Consider the following 19607-nt stretch of genomic DNA (forward strand, 5'->3'; position numbering starts at 1 on the left):
TGATCCGCGACGACGACACCCGCAGTCGCAGGCGCCCATCCACACACCGTAGGCCCGGTATCCGACACTCGCCGCGCCCCACGGGGGGAATACGCCGCGTTGCTCGTCCGGGGAGGGGACGGTGTCGGTGCCCTGCGGCATGGTGCCGCGCATGATCAACGACTTGGATGGTATCGCCTGGTCGTCGATGGGCCACGCCTACGGCCCGGCCGACGACGTCCCGGTGTGGTTGCGGGCGATGACCTCGCCGGACGCTGAGATTCGCAGCCGAGCACTCGACGACTTCTACGGCGCGGCCCATCATCAAGGCGACGTGTACCCGTGTACCGTGGCGAGCCTTCCGTTCCTGTTCGACATGGCCGACGATCCCGCGACGCCCGACCGCGCCTCGATCGTCGCACTGCTCCTCAGCATCGGCCGCGCCGCCGTCGATCGCGGCGACACCGTCTACATCGCCCCCGACGGCACCTTGTCGACGGCGACCGCCGACAGCGCCGCGCTGATGCGCGAACGCGCCGACGCCTTCGTCGCCTACGCCGCGGACCCGGATGTCCGGGTACGGAGCGCGGCGATCGAGGCACTCGGCCTCTTCCTGGACGACACCGACCGGGCACTCACGATCCTGCGGGAACGGTTGCCCGTCGAGAACGGGATCGAGGAACGACTGCGGATCATAGGGACCACGGCCGACCTCGCGCTGCGACTGCCGCTCGCACGAACCCCCGCCATGGCATGGCTCGACACCCTCACGGACGACACGACCGCAGACCCCGGCATCCGCCTCGCGGCCATCGTCCACCGAGCCCGCTGCGCCCCGGAGGACATCGGTGACACCGTCGTGCCCACGGCGATCGACCTCCTGCGCGAACTCACCCCCCCACCGCGCCACGACGCCGACGTCCAAGGATGCCAAGGCCGTTTCGGAACGTGCGCGTGCACCACCGGCACCGACACCCCGACGTCCGAGGACGTTCCACCGCAGATCGCCGCCGCGTTCGCGGACCTCGAACGGCACAACCGTATCCACGCACCCACCACACCCCTGCTGCGCACCTTCCACGACGCCCTCGACGCGCGCCTGCCCGAACGCACCACCCTGCTCACCGAACAACTCCGCAGCCCGGACCCCGCCACCCGCCACGACGCGATCCGCATGGCCCGGGACCTGATCACGACCTGGCGAGGCGACCACCGCGAACTCGTCCTGCTGCTCGCGAACTGCCTGCTGCCACACGACGCGTACACCGCCGCAGCAGCGGCCGAAACCCTCCAAGCCCTGGCACCGGTCGCCCAACCCGCCCGCGAAGCCCTCGCCGCATACGTCACCGCACAACGCACCACCCACGGACCCGACGCATGGGCGCACCCGCACCCACTGCTGCGCCGCGCCCATCAGGAAGCCGTCATGGCACTCGCACGCCTGGGGGACGTGCGAGCGGTGCCCGCACTGCTGACGGCCTTGGACGACGACGTGGACGCCTGGCGCGCCGAACAGGTCGCCGGACATCTGCGCGTGGCCGCCGACGAACTGGTGCCGCGGTTGTCCCGCCGCCTCGCCGACATCGACCTCGCGCGACAACGGTCCGCCATGAGCGCGGGCGCCATCCTCCACGCTCTGGCCGAGCTGGGCGACCCGGCGGCCGTCGACGCGATCACCGACTTCGCCGGTGCGGCGGTTCGCCACGAGCAGTGGAGCACCACCGCCTCGGCCCTGGACGCACTCGCATCCTTCGGCACCGCTGCCGCAGCGGCCCTGAGGGTGATTCGTCCCCTGGCCGACGCAGCGGACGTGAACGTGCGCGCGGCCGCGACCGCCGCCCTATGGGCGCTCGAACGCGACCCGGCAGACGTCGTGCCCCGACTGGAGAAGCTGCTCGACAGCGAACGAAATCACGAGACGATCGAAGTTCTCGGCCGGATCGGCCCGCCCGCCCGAGCCGTACTGCCGCGTCTGCGAGCCATGTCGGACGACGGACACGAGTGGACCCGTGTCCACGCCGCGGCTGCGCTGTGGGACATCGCGGGCGAGACCGAGGCCGAACTCGTCCTACACACGCTGTCTGACGCCTGGGCGAGGAACGACACGACCTCCAACCATGTCCTGGCCTGCCTGAACCGGATGGGACCGGCCGCCGCGCCGGCCCTGCCCCGCATCCGGGCGGAACTCGCGCTGCCCCGCCGCAGCGGTCGCTACGCCAACCTCGCCGACGACGAGGAACTGCAGTTCATGTGCCGTGATGTCCTGGCGCGCGTTGCCGGCGTGTCGAACGATCCGTCGAGGAGCGTGGACACGTGGTGAAGCGGACCAGTCCGGTGTTGTCGGCGGCGTCGTGATCGGGTGTTCTCCGCTGGACCCGACGTGTCGTACACCCTCGTGCCGCGAACTCGTCGGTTGCGGGAGGACGTTGTTGTCCGTGCCGTGCGGCAGCATGACGCCTGGTTGCCCGGGGCGAGGATGCGGGGTCGGTGACGTTCGGGGGAGTGTTGCTGCGGACGTGTTCGAGGGTTCGGTGCGGGTGGCGTACTCGCAGATGTACCTCGACAGCCGCGTCGACGGGGCGGTGATCGAGGGGGAGCACTGGGCGGGTCAGGCGAACGGCTTGTGCGGCGCCGCGGTGGAGGGGTTCCTGTTCCGGGTAACCGGTATGCACACCGGCCACGTCGGGCTGACCATCGAGGTCCACGACACCCCATCCGCGGTGGACGGCCGGCGGGAGGACGTGGTCGAGGCACCGTTCACCCCGCCGACCCGCGTCGTGCGGCTCGTGCGGTGGGTCGACTTGCGGTGCGCAAATGGCCCGGATCGGCCCCGTGCGGCGGTCCTGCTCAGTCGTCGAACCACACGACCAAGCGCACGTTGTCGTCACCGTACGGTGCTGCAAGCGACTCCATGGCCTTCCACACGGGTTGCCACTCCCCGGTCTCGGTGATGGCGTCCTTGCGGCGGAGGGTGACCGATCTGTAGAGCGTTTCCCCGACGAGCCACTCACTTCCTTCGGGCCACTCCCGCTCTTCCCCTCTCCGGAGACCGACGGCCTCGGCGAACGCAGCACTCCAGGACGACTTGCCCGTCAGCCTGAGCCCGTTCGCGGTCCGGCGGTACTGGTGAAGCCGGCTGTCCGGCCTCTCCGCACGCTCGTCCCAGTCCACCGCCTTCACCTCGGCCCACGTGATCCATGTGGTGCCGTGAAGGCCGTCCTCGCCATACCACTCGGTCAGCTGCGCGAACCGCGCACTCACCGTGGCCGAGGCATCGGCCGGCAGACCACGGTCTGCGGCCAGGGGACGGAAGTTCGCATGGTTGCGGACTCCGAAGAGACAACCGAACGCATCGTAGTCACGGTTCCCGTAAAGGGAGCCGAGGTTGTGCGCGGTGTACCAGGTCGGTTCCCGATCGCCCTGCGGCGCCCGGTACTCCAGGAAGCCGGTGATGTCTGTGCCCATGCCAGGCATGATGCCGACCTCGTCAACCGAGTTCGTCCGCACCGGATCGACAACCCTGCGCAAACGTGAGCCACCTCGTCGGGAAGGACCGAGCCGACGGCATGTGATCCGAACGAAACGGCCCGGCCGAACGCTGAACAGATGTGCGGGCGCGGCGACTTCAGCGCGCCCAGGTGGCCGCCCGTAGGTCACGGACCCCGACGGCGTTCGGGTGGCGTCGGGCGAGGTCGGTGACGATGCGGCGGATGGAGGGCCGGTCGCGCACTTCGCCGGGCGCCTCGCGGTGGGCGGCGGCGAGTTCGACGGCGGTCTGTTCGGGCCTGCCGAGTTGCCACCACGCGCGGGCGCGATCGGTGTGCAGGCGCCCGGGCGGCTCGGCGGTGGGGAACTGCCCCGGCTGCAGGTCGCGGCCGGAGTACAAGGCCGCGCCGGCTTCGCCGAGGGAGTACAGCACCCCGACCCCGTACAACCCCACCGACGCGGGCGTCACCGTGAACACCGTCCGGGCCTCGGGCTCGGACGGCACCCGCAACACGGCGCGTTCGGCGTCGGCCATCAACTCCAACGCGTTCGCACGCTCCCCGGCACCCGCACACGTATAGGCGGCTGTGCACGATCTGGGCGTATGCCGCGGCCTGTTCCGGCGTCGTCAACCCGGTGGCCTTCACCCGCGCGGCCGCCTCCGGCGTCACCCGCTGCGCCGTGGCCTCCTGCCCCTGGTGACGCAACACGATGCCTCCTGCGTGGCCTGACCGCTGCGCCGCTCTTCTTCGTGCCGCCCATGGGGGCGATCAGGGGCGGCACGAAGTCTGGGCGACTCGACGGCTACAGGTCCGCAAGGGCCAGGAGCCGCTCCATGCCCGCGACGGGAAGGAACGGCGAAGTCCCGGCGGCCTCCGCGACGCGCTCGGAGGGGTCGGCGAGGAGTCGGAGAAGGGCCGGGAGCGGGAGGTTGCGGTGGGGTGCAGCAGCTCGGCGGACGCGGTCTTCCGGGTCGGATGCCAGCTTCTCGGCGATTTCCGTGGGGAGATTCGGATCGCGGGGCGCGAAGGACCGGAGCCTGGGCTCGGGGTCGGTGGCGAAGCGGCGCAGGACTTCCGAAGGGAACGTCAGGACCTCCTTCATGTCCCACCAGAAGGTGAACTTGTCCCGCCGGCGGTAGCGGCGTTCGATGCTCTCGGCGGTCGCCGGATCAACCAGGTGCGGGGCGCCGGCTGCCATGGTGAGGCGGACCATCTCCTCCTCGTCGTCGAGCAGCCGGGCCACCGCGCCGGCGGGAAGGGTCTTGCCGAGGGCCGCCGAGACTCGGCAGCCGACATAGGGCGAGTCGATGTGTGGCAGCGGATCGGCCGTGACCCAGTCCAACCGCAGGATCCGCAGTTCGGTGGGGGCAAAGTCGTCTCGAAACGACTGGAGGAGTGCTTCGTCGGTGGCGTCGGGGCCCGGGTCCGCCGTCGAACGGGCGATCTCATGGACGGACGCGTGGATCTGCGCTCGCACGTGCTCCGGCGTGTCGGGCCGAGCGAAGACCTGCACCCGGACGTTCAAAGCCGGATCGACGGCAAGGACGTCGCGGACCGACGGCGGCAGTTCGGGATGTCGGGCGAGCTGAGCGCGCACCTCACTGTCCGGGTCCTCGGCGAGCTTCCGGAGGGTCTTCGCGTCGAGAACGACGTGGATCACCGCGCCCGCCCGGGTCGCGGGGTCTGCCAACAGGGCCGGTAGCAGGTCCGAGGGCGGTATCGGATGCGGCAGACGCGCGAAGTACGTCGAACAGGCCGCGGCGCGCACGCCCGGCTCGGGATCGGTCAGCAGGATCCGACGAATCGACTCCGGCGCTTGTGGCCAGTGCTTCGCCAACGCGGCGCGGATCGCGGGATCGGGGTCGGCGGCGAGGCGGCCCCGGAGGTCGGGCGGCGTGTGATCGCCCTTGGCCAGGTATTCGCGGACCTTGGGATCGGGATCGTCGATGAGCTTCTCGAACATCTGCCTCGGTGCGGTCGCCGCGTGGATGACGAGCGCGGACCGCACCGCATTGTCCCTGTGGCCGGCCAAGCCGAGGCGGAACCGGTCCGGCAGCCGGTCGTTGAGCGCCAGGCTGTGCAGAAGCCAGTGGTCGTCGATCGCGATGATCTCGGCGATCATGTCCTCGGTGAGGTCTTGGCGTCTCGCCACGTTGCCCCCTCCCCGTCGCCATGCGAACAGTCGCCGGACCATGGAGGCCGGCAAGGCCGGGTTCATCGCCAGCCCGTCCATGACCTTGTCGATGTGGACCGGAATCGGGGTGTCAGCGTCCATGCGGGCAGAATGCCAGGCGAGCTTCTGACGACGCTGCCTGGCTTCCGCCGCTACCGATCGAGAGCGGTTCGCAAGACGACGGAGCAAGGTCGCCGGGTGCCGCTCGGCGTCCCCCGCAGCACCTTCCCGAAGTACTCGTCGGCGTCGACCGGTTCCATATCCCACAGTGAAAGGGACCGCCCGGGCCAGGCGCAGAACACTCGCGGACAGTGCCGTTCACGATCGTCGCCGAAGCTCGCGTGAGAACGAAGTGGGTGACGGTCACTCCTCGTCGAACCCGTGAACTCCCATGGCCGTCCACTCCGGCATCCGTTCCTGCTGGATTGTGCGGTGCCGGATGGCGACCTCCTCACGATCGAACCCGCCGGCGGGGTCGATGTCCGCAGCCGCGAAGTAGGCGTCGAGCGGGGAGGGATCGCCGGTCATGACCAGGCGTCGGCAGGCGAGTGCGTGAGGGACGCGGGCCGGCCCGTTCTCGCGAAGATGCGCGACCGGAGCTCGGCGCGTAGTCGTATATGGAACTCCCGTCTCGTCCAGGTGCCCGGTTCTGGTCCCCGGGCACCTGGACGAGGCCGACGCCGCCCTCGCCCTCTCCTCGAGTACCCGGAACGGACCGGCACTGAGCGGACGAGCACCCGACTTCCGAGACGGTCGAATCGCCGTGCGACGGCCGAAAGCGTCGATGCCGTCGGACCGGTATCGCGCAATGGCCCGCATATTCCCCGATGACACCTACCTGTCGAAACTCGGACGACTGACGTACTCCCCGGCCCTTCTGCAAAGCACGGCCCTCACGCACCGGGCGCAACTCCCCGCTCTGCCAACCGCGTTGACCGCCCGCAAACTGACCGGCAGGACAGTGACCCGGCGTCGGCGAAACGGCCGGCACCGGTCGACGACGAGGCGCCCTCGATCGGGCTTCGGAGCCGGTCGAGGGCGTGTGTCGGGCGGGCCGGGGAGTCGGGGTCGGGAGGGGTCGATCGGTGCGCGACGCGCGTGGGGTCAGAACGGACCGATCGGTGGGCGAGGCGCGTGGAGGGTTGCGCCGCGAGGCCGGCTTCCGTCCTGTGCGATCGACGGGTCGTGGAAGCAGAACAGGTCGCGCGGGGGCAGGGTTCCGGTGCTCAGGAAGTCGTGTGCTCGGGTGAGCGCGCAGGACGGCGCCTCGGGGTCGTAGGCGCCGTGGTTTCCTCCGTCCACGGTGATCATGCGTGCCCGCTTGCCCAGGGCGAGGCGCATGCGCAGTGCGCCCGGATAGGGCGTGGCCGGATCCCGGGTGGTTTGGAGCAGGAGGATGTTGCTCGCTCCGCGGTCGGTGATCCGTACGGCCGGCTCGACCGGTTCGGGCCAGAACGCGCACGGCCAGATGTTGGTGCCCATGCCGCCCAGGATCGGGAACAGGGCCCGGTTGAGCGTTACTTCGCGCTGGTAGTGGGCGATGTCGCGCGGGGCACGGCTGTCTCCGCAGGTCACCGCGAGCAGTACGGCTGTGTCGTTGTCCCGGGGGATGCCGGAGCGATCGAGGCGCTGGACCGTGTCGAGGTAGCCCCGGCGTACGGCGTCCGGGGTGGTGCCGAGGCCGAGGGTGTCGTGCCGTTCGGCCGCCCAGGCGGCGAAGTCCCCGAACCGCGTGTCGAACCCAGGGTCCCAGGACGCCCATCGATCGTGCCAGGTGGCGTTGGGGTCGACGTTGGCGTCGAGGGCGATCCGGTCGGTGCGATCGGGGAAGAGTTCGGCGTACACCGCTCCCAAGTAGCTGCCGTAGGAAGCGCTGAGATAGGAGAGCTTGCGTTCGCCGAGGGCGATTCGGATCCGGTCCATGTCGCGCGCGGTGTTGGCCGTGGTCACGTGCGGCATCAGGGCGCCGCCGTTGGCGAGGCAGTCGCGCGCCAGAGTACGGGCGAAGTCCGCGTTGTCCGCGATCGATCCGTCCGGCGCCGGAAACGGGAAGAGACGCTCGTTGGTGATTTGGGTGATGCGTCCACACGTGATCGGCGTGCTGTAGCCGAGACCGCGCGGGTCGAAGCCGATCAGGTCGAAGCGGTCCAGGACGTCCTGCGGATACAGGTTGACGAACGTGCTCGGCCGGTTCAGGCTCGCCGCGCCGGGCCCGCCCGCATTGTGCAGCAGGATGCCGCGGCGCAGCCCCGACTTGGCCGTGGCCAACCGGGACACCGCGATCTCGATCGTCGGGCCGGACGGGGCACGGTAGTCCATCGGTACACGCAACGTCGTGCACCGTAGTCGCGGGTCGACGGGAACGCCGTTGGGGTCGGGCGGACAGGTCGTCCAGGTGAGCGTCGGTGGTCGTGAAGGGGCGGCCTCGGCCGGAATCGCGGCGGTCAGCGTGGCCGTGAGCGCGATCACCACTGCCCCGCGGACGGCGTCGCCTAATCGTCTGGTCATAGGTCTAGACCATAAGGAAGGGGCGGGTGCCGCGTCACCCCCGAACCGACTCCGGTTCGGGGGCACTTGACTCACCGGCTTCACCCACATCATCGCCACGGTGCGCTCGGCCCGGTTAAGCGCGGCCTGCCTCGCCGGTTCGTCCGGGCCGGACGGACCGGGACGCCGCCTCGTCTCCGACGCCGATCGGCCTCGGATCGGCGCACGTGCCGCCCGCGCCCCGCGCGTCGGGGCCGCACATGATGGCGACACCTCGGTGCCGGGGACGGACCACCACGTGACCGAGGCGCGGTCGGGAGTGGGCCGGCAGATCGAGTGGCGTGACCCGTTGACAGGTACCCGACCGCGGCCCAACGTGCTCCATCACCGGACAAGGGTTTCCCGACTGTCGACGTTCAGCACCAACTTCGCGCGGGTGAAAGACCGTTGCCGGATGTCGCCTGCCTTTACCGGAGCCGAAAGCCCGGCCGATTCCATCGGCGGGCCAAGGGACTTCGGTGCAATCACGCACCGCTTCACTCATATCTGGTGGGACCGACAAACCGGGACGACGACCGACTCGTCCCGGACGGGCGCGAGCCCGTCCGGGACATGTTCAGCTGGGTTCAGGCGTGAGTGAGGACGAGCACGGGCATCGAGGCGGGCACCGACACTACGAGGGTGCCGTCCTCGCGGGCGGTGATCGTCGCGTCGCCGAGGACCGCACGGCGCCCGTCGGGCCGCCGGTCGACGAGCGCGGCACCGGTGGGTAGGTCAGCCATGGGGAGTGTCTTCACGGCTGCACCGTCACCCTGGGCCCAGTGGAGAGGGCTGTCCATTCCGATCATGTGGGTCCACGAGTTGTTTTTCGCGGCGGTGAACCGCACGCGCAGTCGGGGGTGTCCTTCGGTTTCGGTGACGTCGGTGTAGCCGTCGACCTCGTAGGCGTCGACGATCTTTCCGCGCCAGTGGGCGAGGACGACGCCGACGTCCTGGGGGTCGAACATCAGGGTCGTGGTGCTCCGGCCCGCGAGCGGGCTCCAGCTTCCGAGCACGACTTCTTCGGCTGGGCGCTCGCCTTTGAGGACGGAACTCCAGCTTTGGCTGACGGACACTATGCATGCCAGGGACTTCTTGGATTCGGACACAACTCTCCCCGAGGGGCGTGGATTTCGGTCGATCGACCGAACGTTCCAAGACTTACCTCTTTTTCTCATTAGAGCAAGAGTTATTTCATAATCATTCGACTCCGTAGAGTTACAAACCTTCGGTCGGCGCAGGGCCGCGTTCCTGGGGGATAGGCATGGCCGGACACCGCCCCCGCGCGAGTATCCGGCGGCGCGGCGAGCGCGGGGAGGGCACCGCCGCACACCGCCCGATGAAGGTCTTGCGCTGGTGGGGACCCGTGGTGCCTACTGGAAGTCGTCCGCGTTCGGGGCGTGTTGCCGATCGCGGGTCCCATCCGCCGGTGTTTTTGCCGTAGCGGACCGCTGGGCCGCCGTCGGGTCTTGCCCGAGTCTGCGCCGCGCCCCCGGATTCCCCCTCCGGCGATTGCTCGCCCGCGCCCCGTCGTCGCATCCGGTTGGTGCCGGTTTCGTCCTCGGACGTGCCCCCGGCAACTCGGGCGGCAAACCGGGTGGCAACTCCGACGGACGCTCTCATCGTCCGGGGTGCTCCCCACGTCCGCGCAGGTCGCAGTGCCTGTATGCAGGCTGGTGGTGTCCCGGACTGTTTGTAGAGAAATGTTCTCTCTCCAATCCCTCCGGCGGCCGTCGGGGGATTGATGTCCACACCCGCGTTGCCACGGTCAGCCGTCATCTCTCACGACCTGCTCCTCCCGGCTGTCCCGGTCCGACCCGCCCTCTGGAGATCATGCAGGCCGTCGACCGCTTCCGGCCCCGCGCGGACCGCGGCTCGTATCCCTCGCACTTCGTCCTGGCCCCGGCCGGCGCCGCAGTGGTGGCCGTCGACGCGGAACAGGAGACGAAGCCGGCGATCCGCCGGGCCCGCCGCGACCGCGAACTCGGCCTCAAATCCCCCAGCGGGCTCCGCCACCTCTTGGGCGTCAACGGTTTCCACACTGCCCTGGAGGCCCACGCCCGCACCCACCCCGACACCGAGGTCGAACGCTGGCTCAGCGAACGGGAGATGCCCGAACCCGGCGTCTACTCGCACCGCGCACGTCCCGACTGTCCTGATCTGGCGAGAAGGACCCGCCCAAACCACCCTCGCCCTCGAGTACGACACCGGCACCGAACGCCTGACCCTCCTCGCCGACAAGATCGACCGCTACGCCACCCTGCTCTCGCTCGACCCCCACGCCGCGGACGGATGGGAAGCCGACGAACTCTTCGGCCACGAACGCCCCCTCGTATTGTTCGTCTTCGCCTCCGCCGGCCGCGAGACACAAGCCCGCACCGCGCTGCGCCGCACCCCGACCACCGTCCCGATCGCCACCGGCGTGTGGACCTCGGGCACTTCCCCGGCCGAAGCCCTGTGGTTCCCGCTGAACGCGCGACCGCCCCGCGTACGCCTGGCCCAACTGGCTGCGGTCGCTTCGGCGACGGCGGCACTCGCGCCGATCGAGACGGGGACGACTCGCACGCCCGGCCGAACCGGGTTCGCCGCACCGCCGGCGGCGGACGCCTGGTTCGAGGACGACGACGTCTAACCCTGGTAGATCCGCACCATCACACGGACGCGCACCGCACCGTGCGCGCACGCACCGCCTGGGAGCACAGCGGCGCACCGCACCGTGCGCAGGCGGCGGACGCACCGCATCGGTGTCCCGCACCGCCTCGCGCCGCACGTGCGCGCGTGATGCGGGGCGGTGCGGCGACTTGAGCGGGTCGGCTCGGGTCGTGCGGTGCGGTGCGAATCGATGCGGACGATCGGGACAACAGGGGCTGGTCAAGGGGGCAACCGCCGCGGACCATCCTGGTCAAGGCGAAAAGGGTGTGTATCGGGTCCCCTTGTCCAGTGTCGAGCGGTGTCGCATCAGTGCGCGTTCGTGCCGGTCACAGCGTTGTACAGACGAAGGACAAGGGGGTGTTCGTCATCCTTCCGGCACGTATCAGCTCGTTCCGGGAGGCCCCGATGTCCACCGACCCCGTCACCCACATCGCCGCACCCACCGATCCCTGGGCCGCACCCGTGGCCGAACCGCCGACCGTGCCTCCGCAGCCTGTGGTGCCCGCGCGCCCAGCCGCGCCCATGGCCGCACCGTCGGCCGCGTCCACAGCGCCGGCGGTGTCGGTGGGTGTGACCGTGGCGCAGGGTGTGCTCTTGAGTCTGGCGTCGATTCGGGTGGCCTCCGCCGCGCAGTTGCACCGGTTCGTGAACCCGCACGCCGCGACAGCGGACGTCGTGCGCCGCGAGGCGTCCGCCCTGCGCGAGCGGGGCCTGGTCGACCGGGTCCGGGTCGGGAACTCCCTGGTCTGGCACCTGGCTCCCACCGGCCGCATCGCGGTGGACGACTCCGGCATGACACCGCCCCGCCCCCGCGCCGCGACCGGCCGCAAGGCGTTGGACAGCGCCCTGGTGGACCACGCCCTGGCCGTCACCGCCACCGCGGCCGCGTGCGTGCGCCACGGCCTGGGACCGGTCACCGACTGGCAGGTCGAGGTCGCCCACCCCTTCGACAAACACAACCCCGTCGCCGACGCCGTCGTCACCACGAACACCGGCGGCCACCTGGTCGAGATCGACCGCAACACCGAATCCACCCCGTGCTGACGAAAAAGCTCCGGGACTGGACCCGCTGGGCCGCACACCGCGTCCACGTCGGCCCCCGCCACCTCATCGGCTCCACCCGACCCGCCTGGGACGCCCGCTACACCACCCGCCCCGACCTGTGGCTCGTCCTGGACAACCGACTCGCACAGGACCTGCCCCACGTCGCCGCGGAGTTGCGCCGGGAACTGTTCAACGCCCGTGCCGTCCACGAGAGCCTGCCCGTCCGCGTCACCCACCTCCGGTCCCTGATCGCCCAGGGTCCCCGCGCCCGGATCCGGGTCGGGATCTCGTGATCCCCGATCCCCCCGCGGGCGCCGGGACAAGGGGTGGTTGTCGAGGTGCGGGCCGGCATGCGCTCTACGGTGCGAACCGTCGGCTTGACGAAATGACGAGAACCGCAGGTCACACCCCTTGTCCGGGTCATCTTCGGAAGCCGGCGACTCTTCCCTGCCCTGGGGAGGAGTCGCCTTCGTCTCTTCACCCACCGTTCCGGCGGGGCGCCGAGCCGCAGCCCGGGCTCCGCACGCCACCGATACGTCGACCACTGGGCTCCCCGGGCGTGGGACCGTTCGATGCGGACGTGGCACCACCATCCGGAATCGGCGGGACACCCCGATGGGGTCGTTCCTCTCGGGTTCCGCCTGTGGTGCGTGACGACTCGATCGACGGCCACCTCTTCGATTTCGATGACGGGGTTCCGGATGCCCATCGGCTGAGGCGCCGGCGCGGCCGGTGCTCCGATCCGTGCCTTTTTAGAGCATTTTTATGGGTATCAAGAGCAATCGCGGGAAAGCTTGGAAATCGCCTGCCAAAGATATGTTAAAGATGGAATTCGCGACGCGTCGAATCCGGCCAACTTTCCGAGCGGCCGAAATTCCACACTTGAATCGTCGTTTGTGGGGCAGTCGAGAGAACCCCAGGTGGTGATGTGATCACCGAGGGTCGATCTTGAAAATTGTCCGATGACAACTGTTTGCGTCATCGGGCGAATGAATTTCTGGATTGGCTGGTTGGTTTGTCGTCAGAAATCCTGCCTTGAGGTAGTCCGTCACTTCTTCGTGTGACTCTGTCAATCTTCTGGGGCTCGCACCCCGCCGTGGGGTGCGCAGGCTCTGGGGGATCGATGAAGGAAACCCGAGTTCGGCGTGCCCGCAAGCGCTCCGACCGGTCCGGAAGCACCGCGATACGAGCGGGCGCGCTGTCCGCGTTCACCGCGTTGGCGCTGGTCGTGGCCCTGACGCCGTTCCAGGCGTCGGCCGCGCCCGAGGCGCCTGCCGCCACCAAACCCAAGTGGGGGCACGGCACCACCCAACCCCTGCCGCCCGCCCCGGAAGGAGTGACCAAGCCCGTCCCCAACATCCCACGCGGAGGCACCGTCACCGCCGCCCGGGACGGGGTCCAGCCGTTCACGCCGGTCGACTGGGACGCCGGAGAAGTCCCCTGGCACACCTACCGGTCCTACCGCCTGTCCGACTCCACCGTCGCGAAGGTCGACGTCTCCACCGGTAACCTGATGATCGCCGGCACCGACCTCGACATCGCCGGCACCGGCCAACGCCTGCGCGCGACCCGCACGTACAACTCGTTCTGGACCATGAGCCAAGGCGCAATGGGCGCCCAACTCCCGAACCTGCAACGCGATCTTCGCGAGTGGGCAGGCTCCGTCGACGTCCAGGGCGAGTCCGGCGACACGATCAGCTTCGTCAAGAATCCCGACGGCACCTTCACCACCCCCAAGGGCTACAAAGTCGACCTCACCAAGGACGGCGCCGGCGTCTACACCCTCACCTGGCGCGCCGACGGCCGCAAGGAGACGTTCACCGCCGCCGACGGCCTCACTTCGATCACCGAACGCAACGGCGGCACGGTGACCATCACCCGGCCGACGTACGGGGAGTTCAAAGCCACCGACACCCGCTCGGGCCGCTGGATCGAGTTACGGACCGCGGAGAGCGGGCCGACCTGGCAGAACTACAAACTCGTCGACAACACCGGCCGCACCACCACCTACCACGTGGAAAACACCGCCCCCGGCACCGGAAACCCACCTCGACTGACCGCGGTGGACGACGCGGACGGCAACACCATCCACTACGCCTACGACTCCGACGGCCGCGTCACCCAAGTCACCACCGCCATGGGCCACATCACCCGCTTCACCTACGACGCCTCCGACCGGGTCACCTCCGTCACCCAGGTCACCCACCTGCCCACCGGACAGGAGGCGACGACGCTGTACGCGTACTCCGCCGGCCACGAGGACGCGGGCATCAACACCGTCACCGACCCGCGGGGCAACGCCACCACCTACGCCGTCCAGGCCGACGGCAAGGTCGACCGCGTCACCGACGCCCAAGGCCACAAACGCGACACCACGTGGGACAGCAACGGCAACGTCGCGACCGCGGTTGACGCCATGGGCACCGGAAGCAACCCCGGCAACGTCAGCACCTACGGGTGGGACTCCTCCGGAAACCTGACCTCCGCGCAACTTCCCACCGGCGCCACCGCCTCGCTGACCGGCTACCAGTCCTACGCCGGCGCCCAACTGCCCGCGGGCCTGACCGACCCGAACGGCAACAAGACCTCGTATTCGTACGACACGTCCGGCAACACCCTGGGCGTCAGCGACGCCACAGTCGGCGGTTCCGGCGCCCAACTCACCCACACCTACAACCCGGCGAGCCCGACCTGCGGCGGCTTCAAGGGCCAGCGCTGCACCAGCAAGGACGCGAACGACAACGTCACGTCCTTCACGTACAACGCGACCGGCGACCTGACCAAGGTCGACGCCCCCGCATCGTTGGGCGTCACCCTCTACACCTACGACGCGCTCGGCCGCCCGGTCACCGTCAAGGACGGCCGCAACATCACCACCACCTACACCTACGACAAACACGACCGCGTCAAGACCGTCACCACCCCCGGCAAGAACGTCGTCTACGAGTACGACAAGGACGGCAACCAGACCAAGCGCACCGACGCCGCCGGCGTCCTCAAAGTCGAGTACGACGACCTCGGCCGCGAATGGCGCCGCACCATGCCCACCGGAGACCAGACCACCCTCGGATACGACGCCGCCGGCAACACCATCCGCTACGCCGATCCGCTCGGCCCGGTCCTGTACACCTACGACACCGTCAACAACCTGACCACGCTCAAGGACCCCTCCGGCGCGGAGACCACGTTCGCCTACAACGCCAACGGCGAACGCACCTCCACCACCTACCCCGGCGGCGTCGTCCAGGCCGTCGACCTCGACAACAGCGGCCGCCCCAAGCAGGTCAAGGCCACCAAGGGCACCACGATCCTGACCGAACTCAACTACACCTACGCCTACGGGAGTTCGAACACCGACGGCTCCAAGATCCGCACCCGCACCGACAACGCGGGCGTCAAGAACACCTACACCTACGACACCCTCGGCCGGCTGACCAACGCCCGCGAGGCCGACAGCGCGAACACCCAACTCGCCGCGTGGCTCTACTGCTACGACAAGGCGGGCAACCTCACCGCCACCTCCACCACGACCACCGCGTGCGGCTCCGCAGGTACCACCTACACCTACAACGCCGCGAACCAGACGTCGAACAGCGGCTGGGCCTTCGACGCCAACGGCAACGAGACCGCCGCCGGCGGCGGTCTGCCGCGCACCGATGAGACGTACAACGACTTCAACCAACTCACCGCCATCACCCGCGGCACCACCTCCGCCGCCACCTACACCGGCACCACCAACGCCGAACGCCTCAAATTCGGCGCCACCGACTTCCACTACGGCTCCGAAGGCCTCACCGCGACCGTCACCAACGGCGTGGAAACAGGATTCGTCCGCGAACCCTCGGGCAGCCTCACAGCCATGAGCACCGGTGAAGCCCACTACTACTACCTCACCGACGCACAGGGCTCCGTCATCGCCATGACGGACAAGAACGGCAACAAGGTCAACACCTACGCCTACGACCCGTACGGCAACGCCCGCACCACCACCGAGGCAGTTCCCAACCCGCTCCGCTACACGAGCACCTACCTCGACACCACAGGCCTGTACAAGATGGGCGCCCGCTACTACGACCCCACCGTCGGCCGCTTCACCCAACGCGATCCCGCCGGCAAGGAAGCCAACCCCTACGCTTACGCGGCCGGCGACCCGATCAACCGGGCCGATCCGACGGGGACATGGTCGCTCAAGAGCGTCGCCTCCAAGGCGACCAAGAAGTTGGGTTCTGCCGGAAACATTGCGACCGGATGGCAATTCGGGGAGAAACTCGTACAAGGAGACCTACGCGGTGCGGCGGGTGTCTCCGTGGGCTTCCTGGCCGGAACCGTCACGACCAGCGTCTGCACCAGCTTCACCGGGGGTGCGGGGGCCGTTCCCTGCGCGGTGACCGGAACGTGGGCCGGCGACCAGGCAACCGAAGCATTCGACAAGTACACGTCCTAGGAAACCGGGGCGGGGTCGAGGTTGCGCCCGATCCCGCCCCTGTCCCCTCGAGAAGGCAGGACACCATGGAAGGTCAGATCGATAACCTCGCCGCCGGCTTCATACCTGGGGGACCGGTCGGAACGATCGGGGGGCTGGTGGTGGTGATCCTCGTCTGGGTCGTCTGGTTCTGGGCCCGCCGCGGCAAGAAGAACTGAGACCGCCATGAGCGACAGAACCGACGACGGATGGCGTCACGCCTCCCCACTCGTCGGCGTCCTGACGGGCGCAGCCCTCTATGCGGTACTCGTCGTCGCCTGGTACGTCAGCGGTACGAGCGGAGCGACACCGTGGCTCAAGTCCATACCCGCATTCGCCATCCCGATCGCGGGCCTGTGGATGGCTCGGAAACAACGCGACCGTAGAAACCGTCGCGCGTCGAAGGGCAAGCAACAAGACGACCGTTGATCCTAGTGGCAAACACCATGATGATCGCGGCCGCTCACCAGTCGAGAGGACGAACTCGGCCGAACCTGAGGTCGACACATCGGACTCAACGACCTGGTCCGGGCTCCTGCATTCGGACTGGACCCACAGTTGATCGAAGATGGACCGCCTGTTCGACCGGGAGATCGACGAGCTCGCCGCCCGGATCCGCCGGAGCGGGGCGGGATGACCCGTCCACGGGACACCGGCCTCCCCCCGGCCGGTACCCGTGAGACGAACAGCGGCCCCGACCACACGCGTGGTCGGGGCCGCTGCCTCGTTCCCGTCGCGGGGCACAGCCCGCACAGCCCACCGACAGATGAATGTGTGGACCCCGCGAAGAGCACGCAACCCACAGTGACACCAACCCCGCCCGGCGCGCGGGCACTTCACCCCAACGATGCGGACACGCCCGCCCGAAAGAGCGATCCGGCCGGCCCGCGGAGGACTCCTGCCCGATCCGCTTCCGACCAGGGTCTGTAAATCGAACGGCTCTGTCTCACATTCGGTGGTAGCTCTCCGTGGTGGTCATGGGAGGAGGATGCGGTGGCGGAGGAGGTGGAATCCTGCCCGTCCGTGCATTTGCCTCATGATGCGTTTCGTGCGGGTGTTGACGCCTTCGGTGCGTCCGTTGTGGTGAGGCAGGGTGAGGGCCGCGTTGACGGCGGCGCGGTCGAGTTCGAGGCCGTTCGCGAAGCCGTGCAGATGCGGGAGGTTGGATGTGCGGACGGTGCCGATCCACGTCGTGAGTCTGGTGTCGTTCCCTGCTTCCGGGGCCAGTAGTGCGGCGAACTCACCTATGTATGCAGCGAGTTGCGTCATCTCGGGGCAGGCGGCAGTGAGGTCTTGGATGAGTTGGGCGTCACTCTCGCGCAGGTTGTCGGGGCGAGTGAGGAGGAGGCGGGCGAAGCGCCTGGGGGTGATCACTGGCCGATCGCCTTCGGCTCGCCCTTGCGTGATGTAGCGGTGCAGGAGGTTGAGGCTGCCCGTGTAGCCGAGCTCTTTGATCTCGCGGTAGAGGTGGAGGACGGGTACCGCCGGGTCGGCTGCGCGTCGCGTTCGGAGGTGGTCGCGGTAGGGGTCGACGAGGGTGGGCCGGTAGCGCGGGGCGCGTCGCAGGGCGTCGGGTTCGCGGATGCGCGCGTAGCGTTTGACGGTGTTCAGGGACACGTCGAGCCGGCGGGCGCATTCGAGGAGGCCGACGCCCTTGGTGAGCAGGTCGTGAACCAGGTGCCAGCGCTCGCGGGTCGTATGTTCCTGGACGCCGCCGGGACGGGGTGGGTTGACGGTGGCCCAGCAGGAGCTGTGGGAACGGATCTCGGCGAGAGTCTTGTCGCACAGGTTGTGCCACAGATGCCACCGGTCGCTGACCTGGACCGCGTCGGGTAAGGCGCGTCGGACGCCCTCCGCGTAGGCGCCGGATCCGTCCCGGCAGACGATCTCGACACCCGGGTGCTCACGCAGCCAGGACTCCAAGGCGTCCGCGCCGCGACCGGGCAGGACATCGATGCGTTCGCCGGTCTCGGCGTCGGTCAGCACCGTCGCGTAGCGGTGCCGACGCTTGAGCGCGAAGTCGTCGACACCGAGAACACGGGGCACCTTGAGGGCCGGCAAGGGGATGCCTGCCAGTACGCGGAGCGCGGTGCACCGCGACATCCCGGCTCCCAGCGCCTTCAGTGTCCGCGCACCGGCGCGGCCGGCGAGCTCCCTCACCACGACGCGGACCTGAGCCAACGACCTTACGGTTCGCCGCTGATAGCGCTCCAGCAGACCTGGGATCTGCTCACGGAACGTGACCCGAGGGCAGGTCGGCGTCGGACAGACGAGACGGCGAACTTGGGCCACGACGACCACCCGGCGGGCATCGACGGGGACGTCCGTCACCGTGCGTTCGTGGAAGGCGTGCACACGGCCTGTCCGACCGCCGCAATCCGGGCAATCCACCGGAACGCCGGGAGCCCGAGCCCGCACTCGGATGACCTCGCCGTCGTCCGCAATCTCCTCAACCACCAGCGGGGACAGACCCGAAAACACCACGCCCACAAGCTCGTTCGCACTCAACATCTGCACATGATCACGGACCTTACAGTCCGTCACCACCGAATGTGAGACAGAGCCGTTCGATTTACAGACCCTCGGCGACCCGATTACACGGCGGGAGTGGGAGCACTACCTCCCCGGCAGACCGTACCGTCCCCCGTGCCGGTGACGCTTCGGGCCGGTTGCGCCGCGGCATCGATGTCGTGGTTGGGTTGGTTTGGGGTGTTTCCGGATTTCCTGCTTGGTTTTTCCTGTCGGAAGTTCCTTACGGCTTTCTGGCTCGGCTGTCGGGTCGGGGTGGTCGGTGTCGGGTGCTCCGTCCCGGCTGCTTTGAAAGATCATGTGTTGGCCAGTGGATTTGCAGGATCTGGGATTTTGGATCTTGGCTGCGTGGCCCTGGGTTTTGCTGTCTTCTCGACTGTGTCTGGCCTGGGGCCTGTGGATTTGCAGAATCTGGGACGGATGTTCGGTTCCGTTGGGAAAATCTGTGGGACGGAGGACGAAGTCGCCTGTCGGTGGGCGTTGGTGTCGTTGCTGATCGGTGTCCTTTCAAGGGCCGCCTCGGCGGGTGGGGCCTGGAACGCCCGGCCGATCGGCGGGACTTGGCGTCGTTGAGCCGAACCGGGTTCGCGGGCGTGGCGGTTCCTACAGTGCCTCTCGGTTTCCTGTCGAGTTTTCCTGTCTTGTTTTCCTTAGAAGCCGTTGTCTTATCGAAAGTAGTTCCTGCGTTTCCGCTGGTCAGGCATGAAGTCTGGTGCCGTGCGGGAGGGATGACGTGTCGCGTCGTTTCGTTCGT

The 19607-nt window shown here is 68.6% G+C and carries 14 protein-coding genes and 1 pseudogene; 8 read left to right on the forward strand and 7 right to left on the reverse strand.

Annotated features, from left to right (window positions below; all coding sequences use genetic code 11):
- The first annotated feature begins 151 nt into the window (after positions 1-151).
- Positions 152-2299: a HEAT repeat domain-containing protein gene (locus ACIBM5_RS33540; RefSeq protein WP_396010403.1), complete on the forward strand. Its 2148-nt coding sequence runs from the start codon at positions 152-154 to the stop codon at positions 2297-2299.
- A 527-nt stretch (positions 2300-2826) separates the two neighbouring features.
- Here the strand turns inward: ACIBM5_RS33540 and ACIBM5_RS33545 are convergent.
- The 6 genes from ACIBM5_RS33545 to ACIBM5_RS33570 form a co-directional block, all read right to left on the reverse strand.
- Positions 2827-3444, reverse strand: coding sequence for a hypothetical protein (locus tag ACIBM5_RS33545; RefSeq protein ID WP_396010404.1), 618 nt, complete (start codon positions 3442-3444; stop codon positions 2827-2829).
- A 160-nt stretch (positions 3445-3604) separates the two neighbouring features.
- A complete protein-coding gene (locus tag ACIBM5_RS33550; RefSeq protein WP_396010405.1) occupies positions 3605-4009 on the reverse strand; it encodes a hypothetical protein in 405 nt (134 codons plus the stop codon).
- A gap of 260 nt (positions 4010-4269) precedes the next feature.
- Entirely contained in the window at positions 4270-5742 is a 1473-nt protein-coding gene (locus ACIBM5_RS33555) for a hypothetical protein (RefSeq protein ID WP_396010406.1), read from the reverse strand.
- Positions 5743-6003: 261 nt separating this feature from the next.
- Entirely contained in the window at positions 6004-6168 is a 165-nt protein-coding gene (locus tag ACIBM5_RS33560; RefSeq protein ID WP_396010408.1) for a hypothetical protein, read from the reverse strand.
- Between the two features lie 576 nt (positions 6169-6744).
- Positions 6745-8148, reverse strand: coding sequence for an alpha/beta hydrolase (locus tag ACIBM5_RS33565; RefSeq protein WP_396010409.1), 1404 nt, complete (start codon positions 8146-8148; stop codon positions 6745-6747).
- Positions 8149-8753: 605 nt separating this feature from the next.
- Positions 8754-9275: a hypothetical protein gene (locus tag ACIBM5_RS33570; RefSeq protein WP_396010410.1), complete on the reverse strand. Its 522-nt coding sequence runs from the start codon at positions 9273-9275 to the stop codon at positions 8754-8756.
- A gap of 724 nt (positions 9276-9999) precedes the next feature.
- On the opposite strand from ACIBM5_RS33570, the pseudogene ACIBM5_RS33575 reads away from it, so the two are divergent.
- From ACIBM5_RS33575 to ACIBM5_RS33605, 7 genes and pseudogenes are all read left to right on the forward strand, one after another.
- Positions 10000-10305 (forward strand): annotated as a pseudogene (locus ACIBM5_RS33575) (replication-relaxation family protein); the annotation flags it as partial.
- 196 nt (positions 10306-10501) lie between these two features.
- Positions 10502-10798 (forward strand): hypothetical protein, encoded by a 297-nt coding sequence (locus ACIBM5_RS33580; RefSeq protein WP_396010438.1) that lies wholly within the window; start codon positions 10502-10504, stop codon positions 10796-10798.
- Positions 10799-11223: 425 nt separating this feature from the next.
- Entirely contained in the window at positions 11224-11862 is a 639-nt protein-coding gene (locus tag ACIBM5_RS33585) for a replication-relaxation family protein (RefSeq protein WP_396010411.1), read from the forward strand.
- Positions 11856-12155 (forward strand): hypothetical protein, encoded by a 300-nt coding sequence (locus ACIBM5_RS33590; protein ID WP_396010412.1) that lies wholly within the window; start codon positions 11856-11858, stop codon positions 12153-12155. Before ACIBM5_RS33585 ends, ACIBM5_RS33590 begins: the two co-directional genes overlap by 7 nt.
- Positions 12156-12985: 830 nt before the next feature.
- A complete protein-coding gene (locus ACIBM5_RS33595) occupies positions 12986-16306 on the forward strand; it encodes an RHS repeat-associated core domain-containing protein (RefSeq protein WP_396010414.1) in 3321 nt (1106 codons plus the stop codon).
- Positions 16307-16371: 65 nt separating this feature from the next.
- A complete protein-coding gene (locus ACIBM5_RS33600) occupies positions 16372-16503 on the forward strand; it encodes a hypothetical protein (protein ID WP_272923975.1) in 132 nt (43 codons plus the stop codon).
- Positions 16504-16510: 7 nt separating this feature from the next.
- Entirely contained in the window at positions 16511-16753 is a 243-nt protein-coding gene (locus tag ACIBM5_RS33605) for a hypothetical protein (RefSeq protein WP_396010415.1), read from the forward strand.
- A gap of 546 nt (positions 16754-17299) precedes the next feature.
- On the opposite strand, the gene ACIBM5_RS33610 is transcribed toward ACIBM5_RS33605, so the two are convergent.
- On the reverse strand, positions 17300-18805 hold the full coding sequence (locus ACIBM5_RS33610) for an ISL3 family transposase (protein ID WP_396010429.1): 1506 nt from the start codon (positions 18803-18805) through the stop codon (positions 17300-17302).
- Between the last annotated feature and the right edge of the window lie 802 nt (positions 18806-19607).

The sequence above is a fragment of the Embleya sp. NPDC050493 genome (assembly GCF_044458105.1).
GTDB lineage: Bacteria > Actinomycetota > Actinomycetes > Streptomycetales > Streptomycetaceae > Embleya.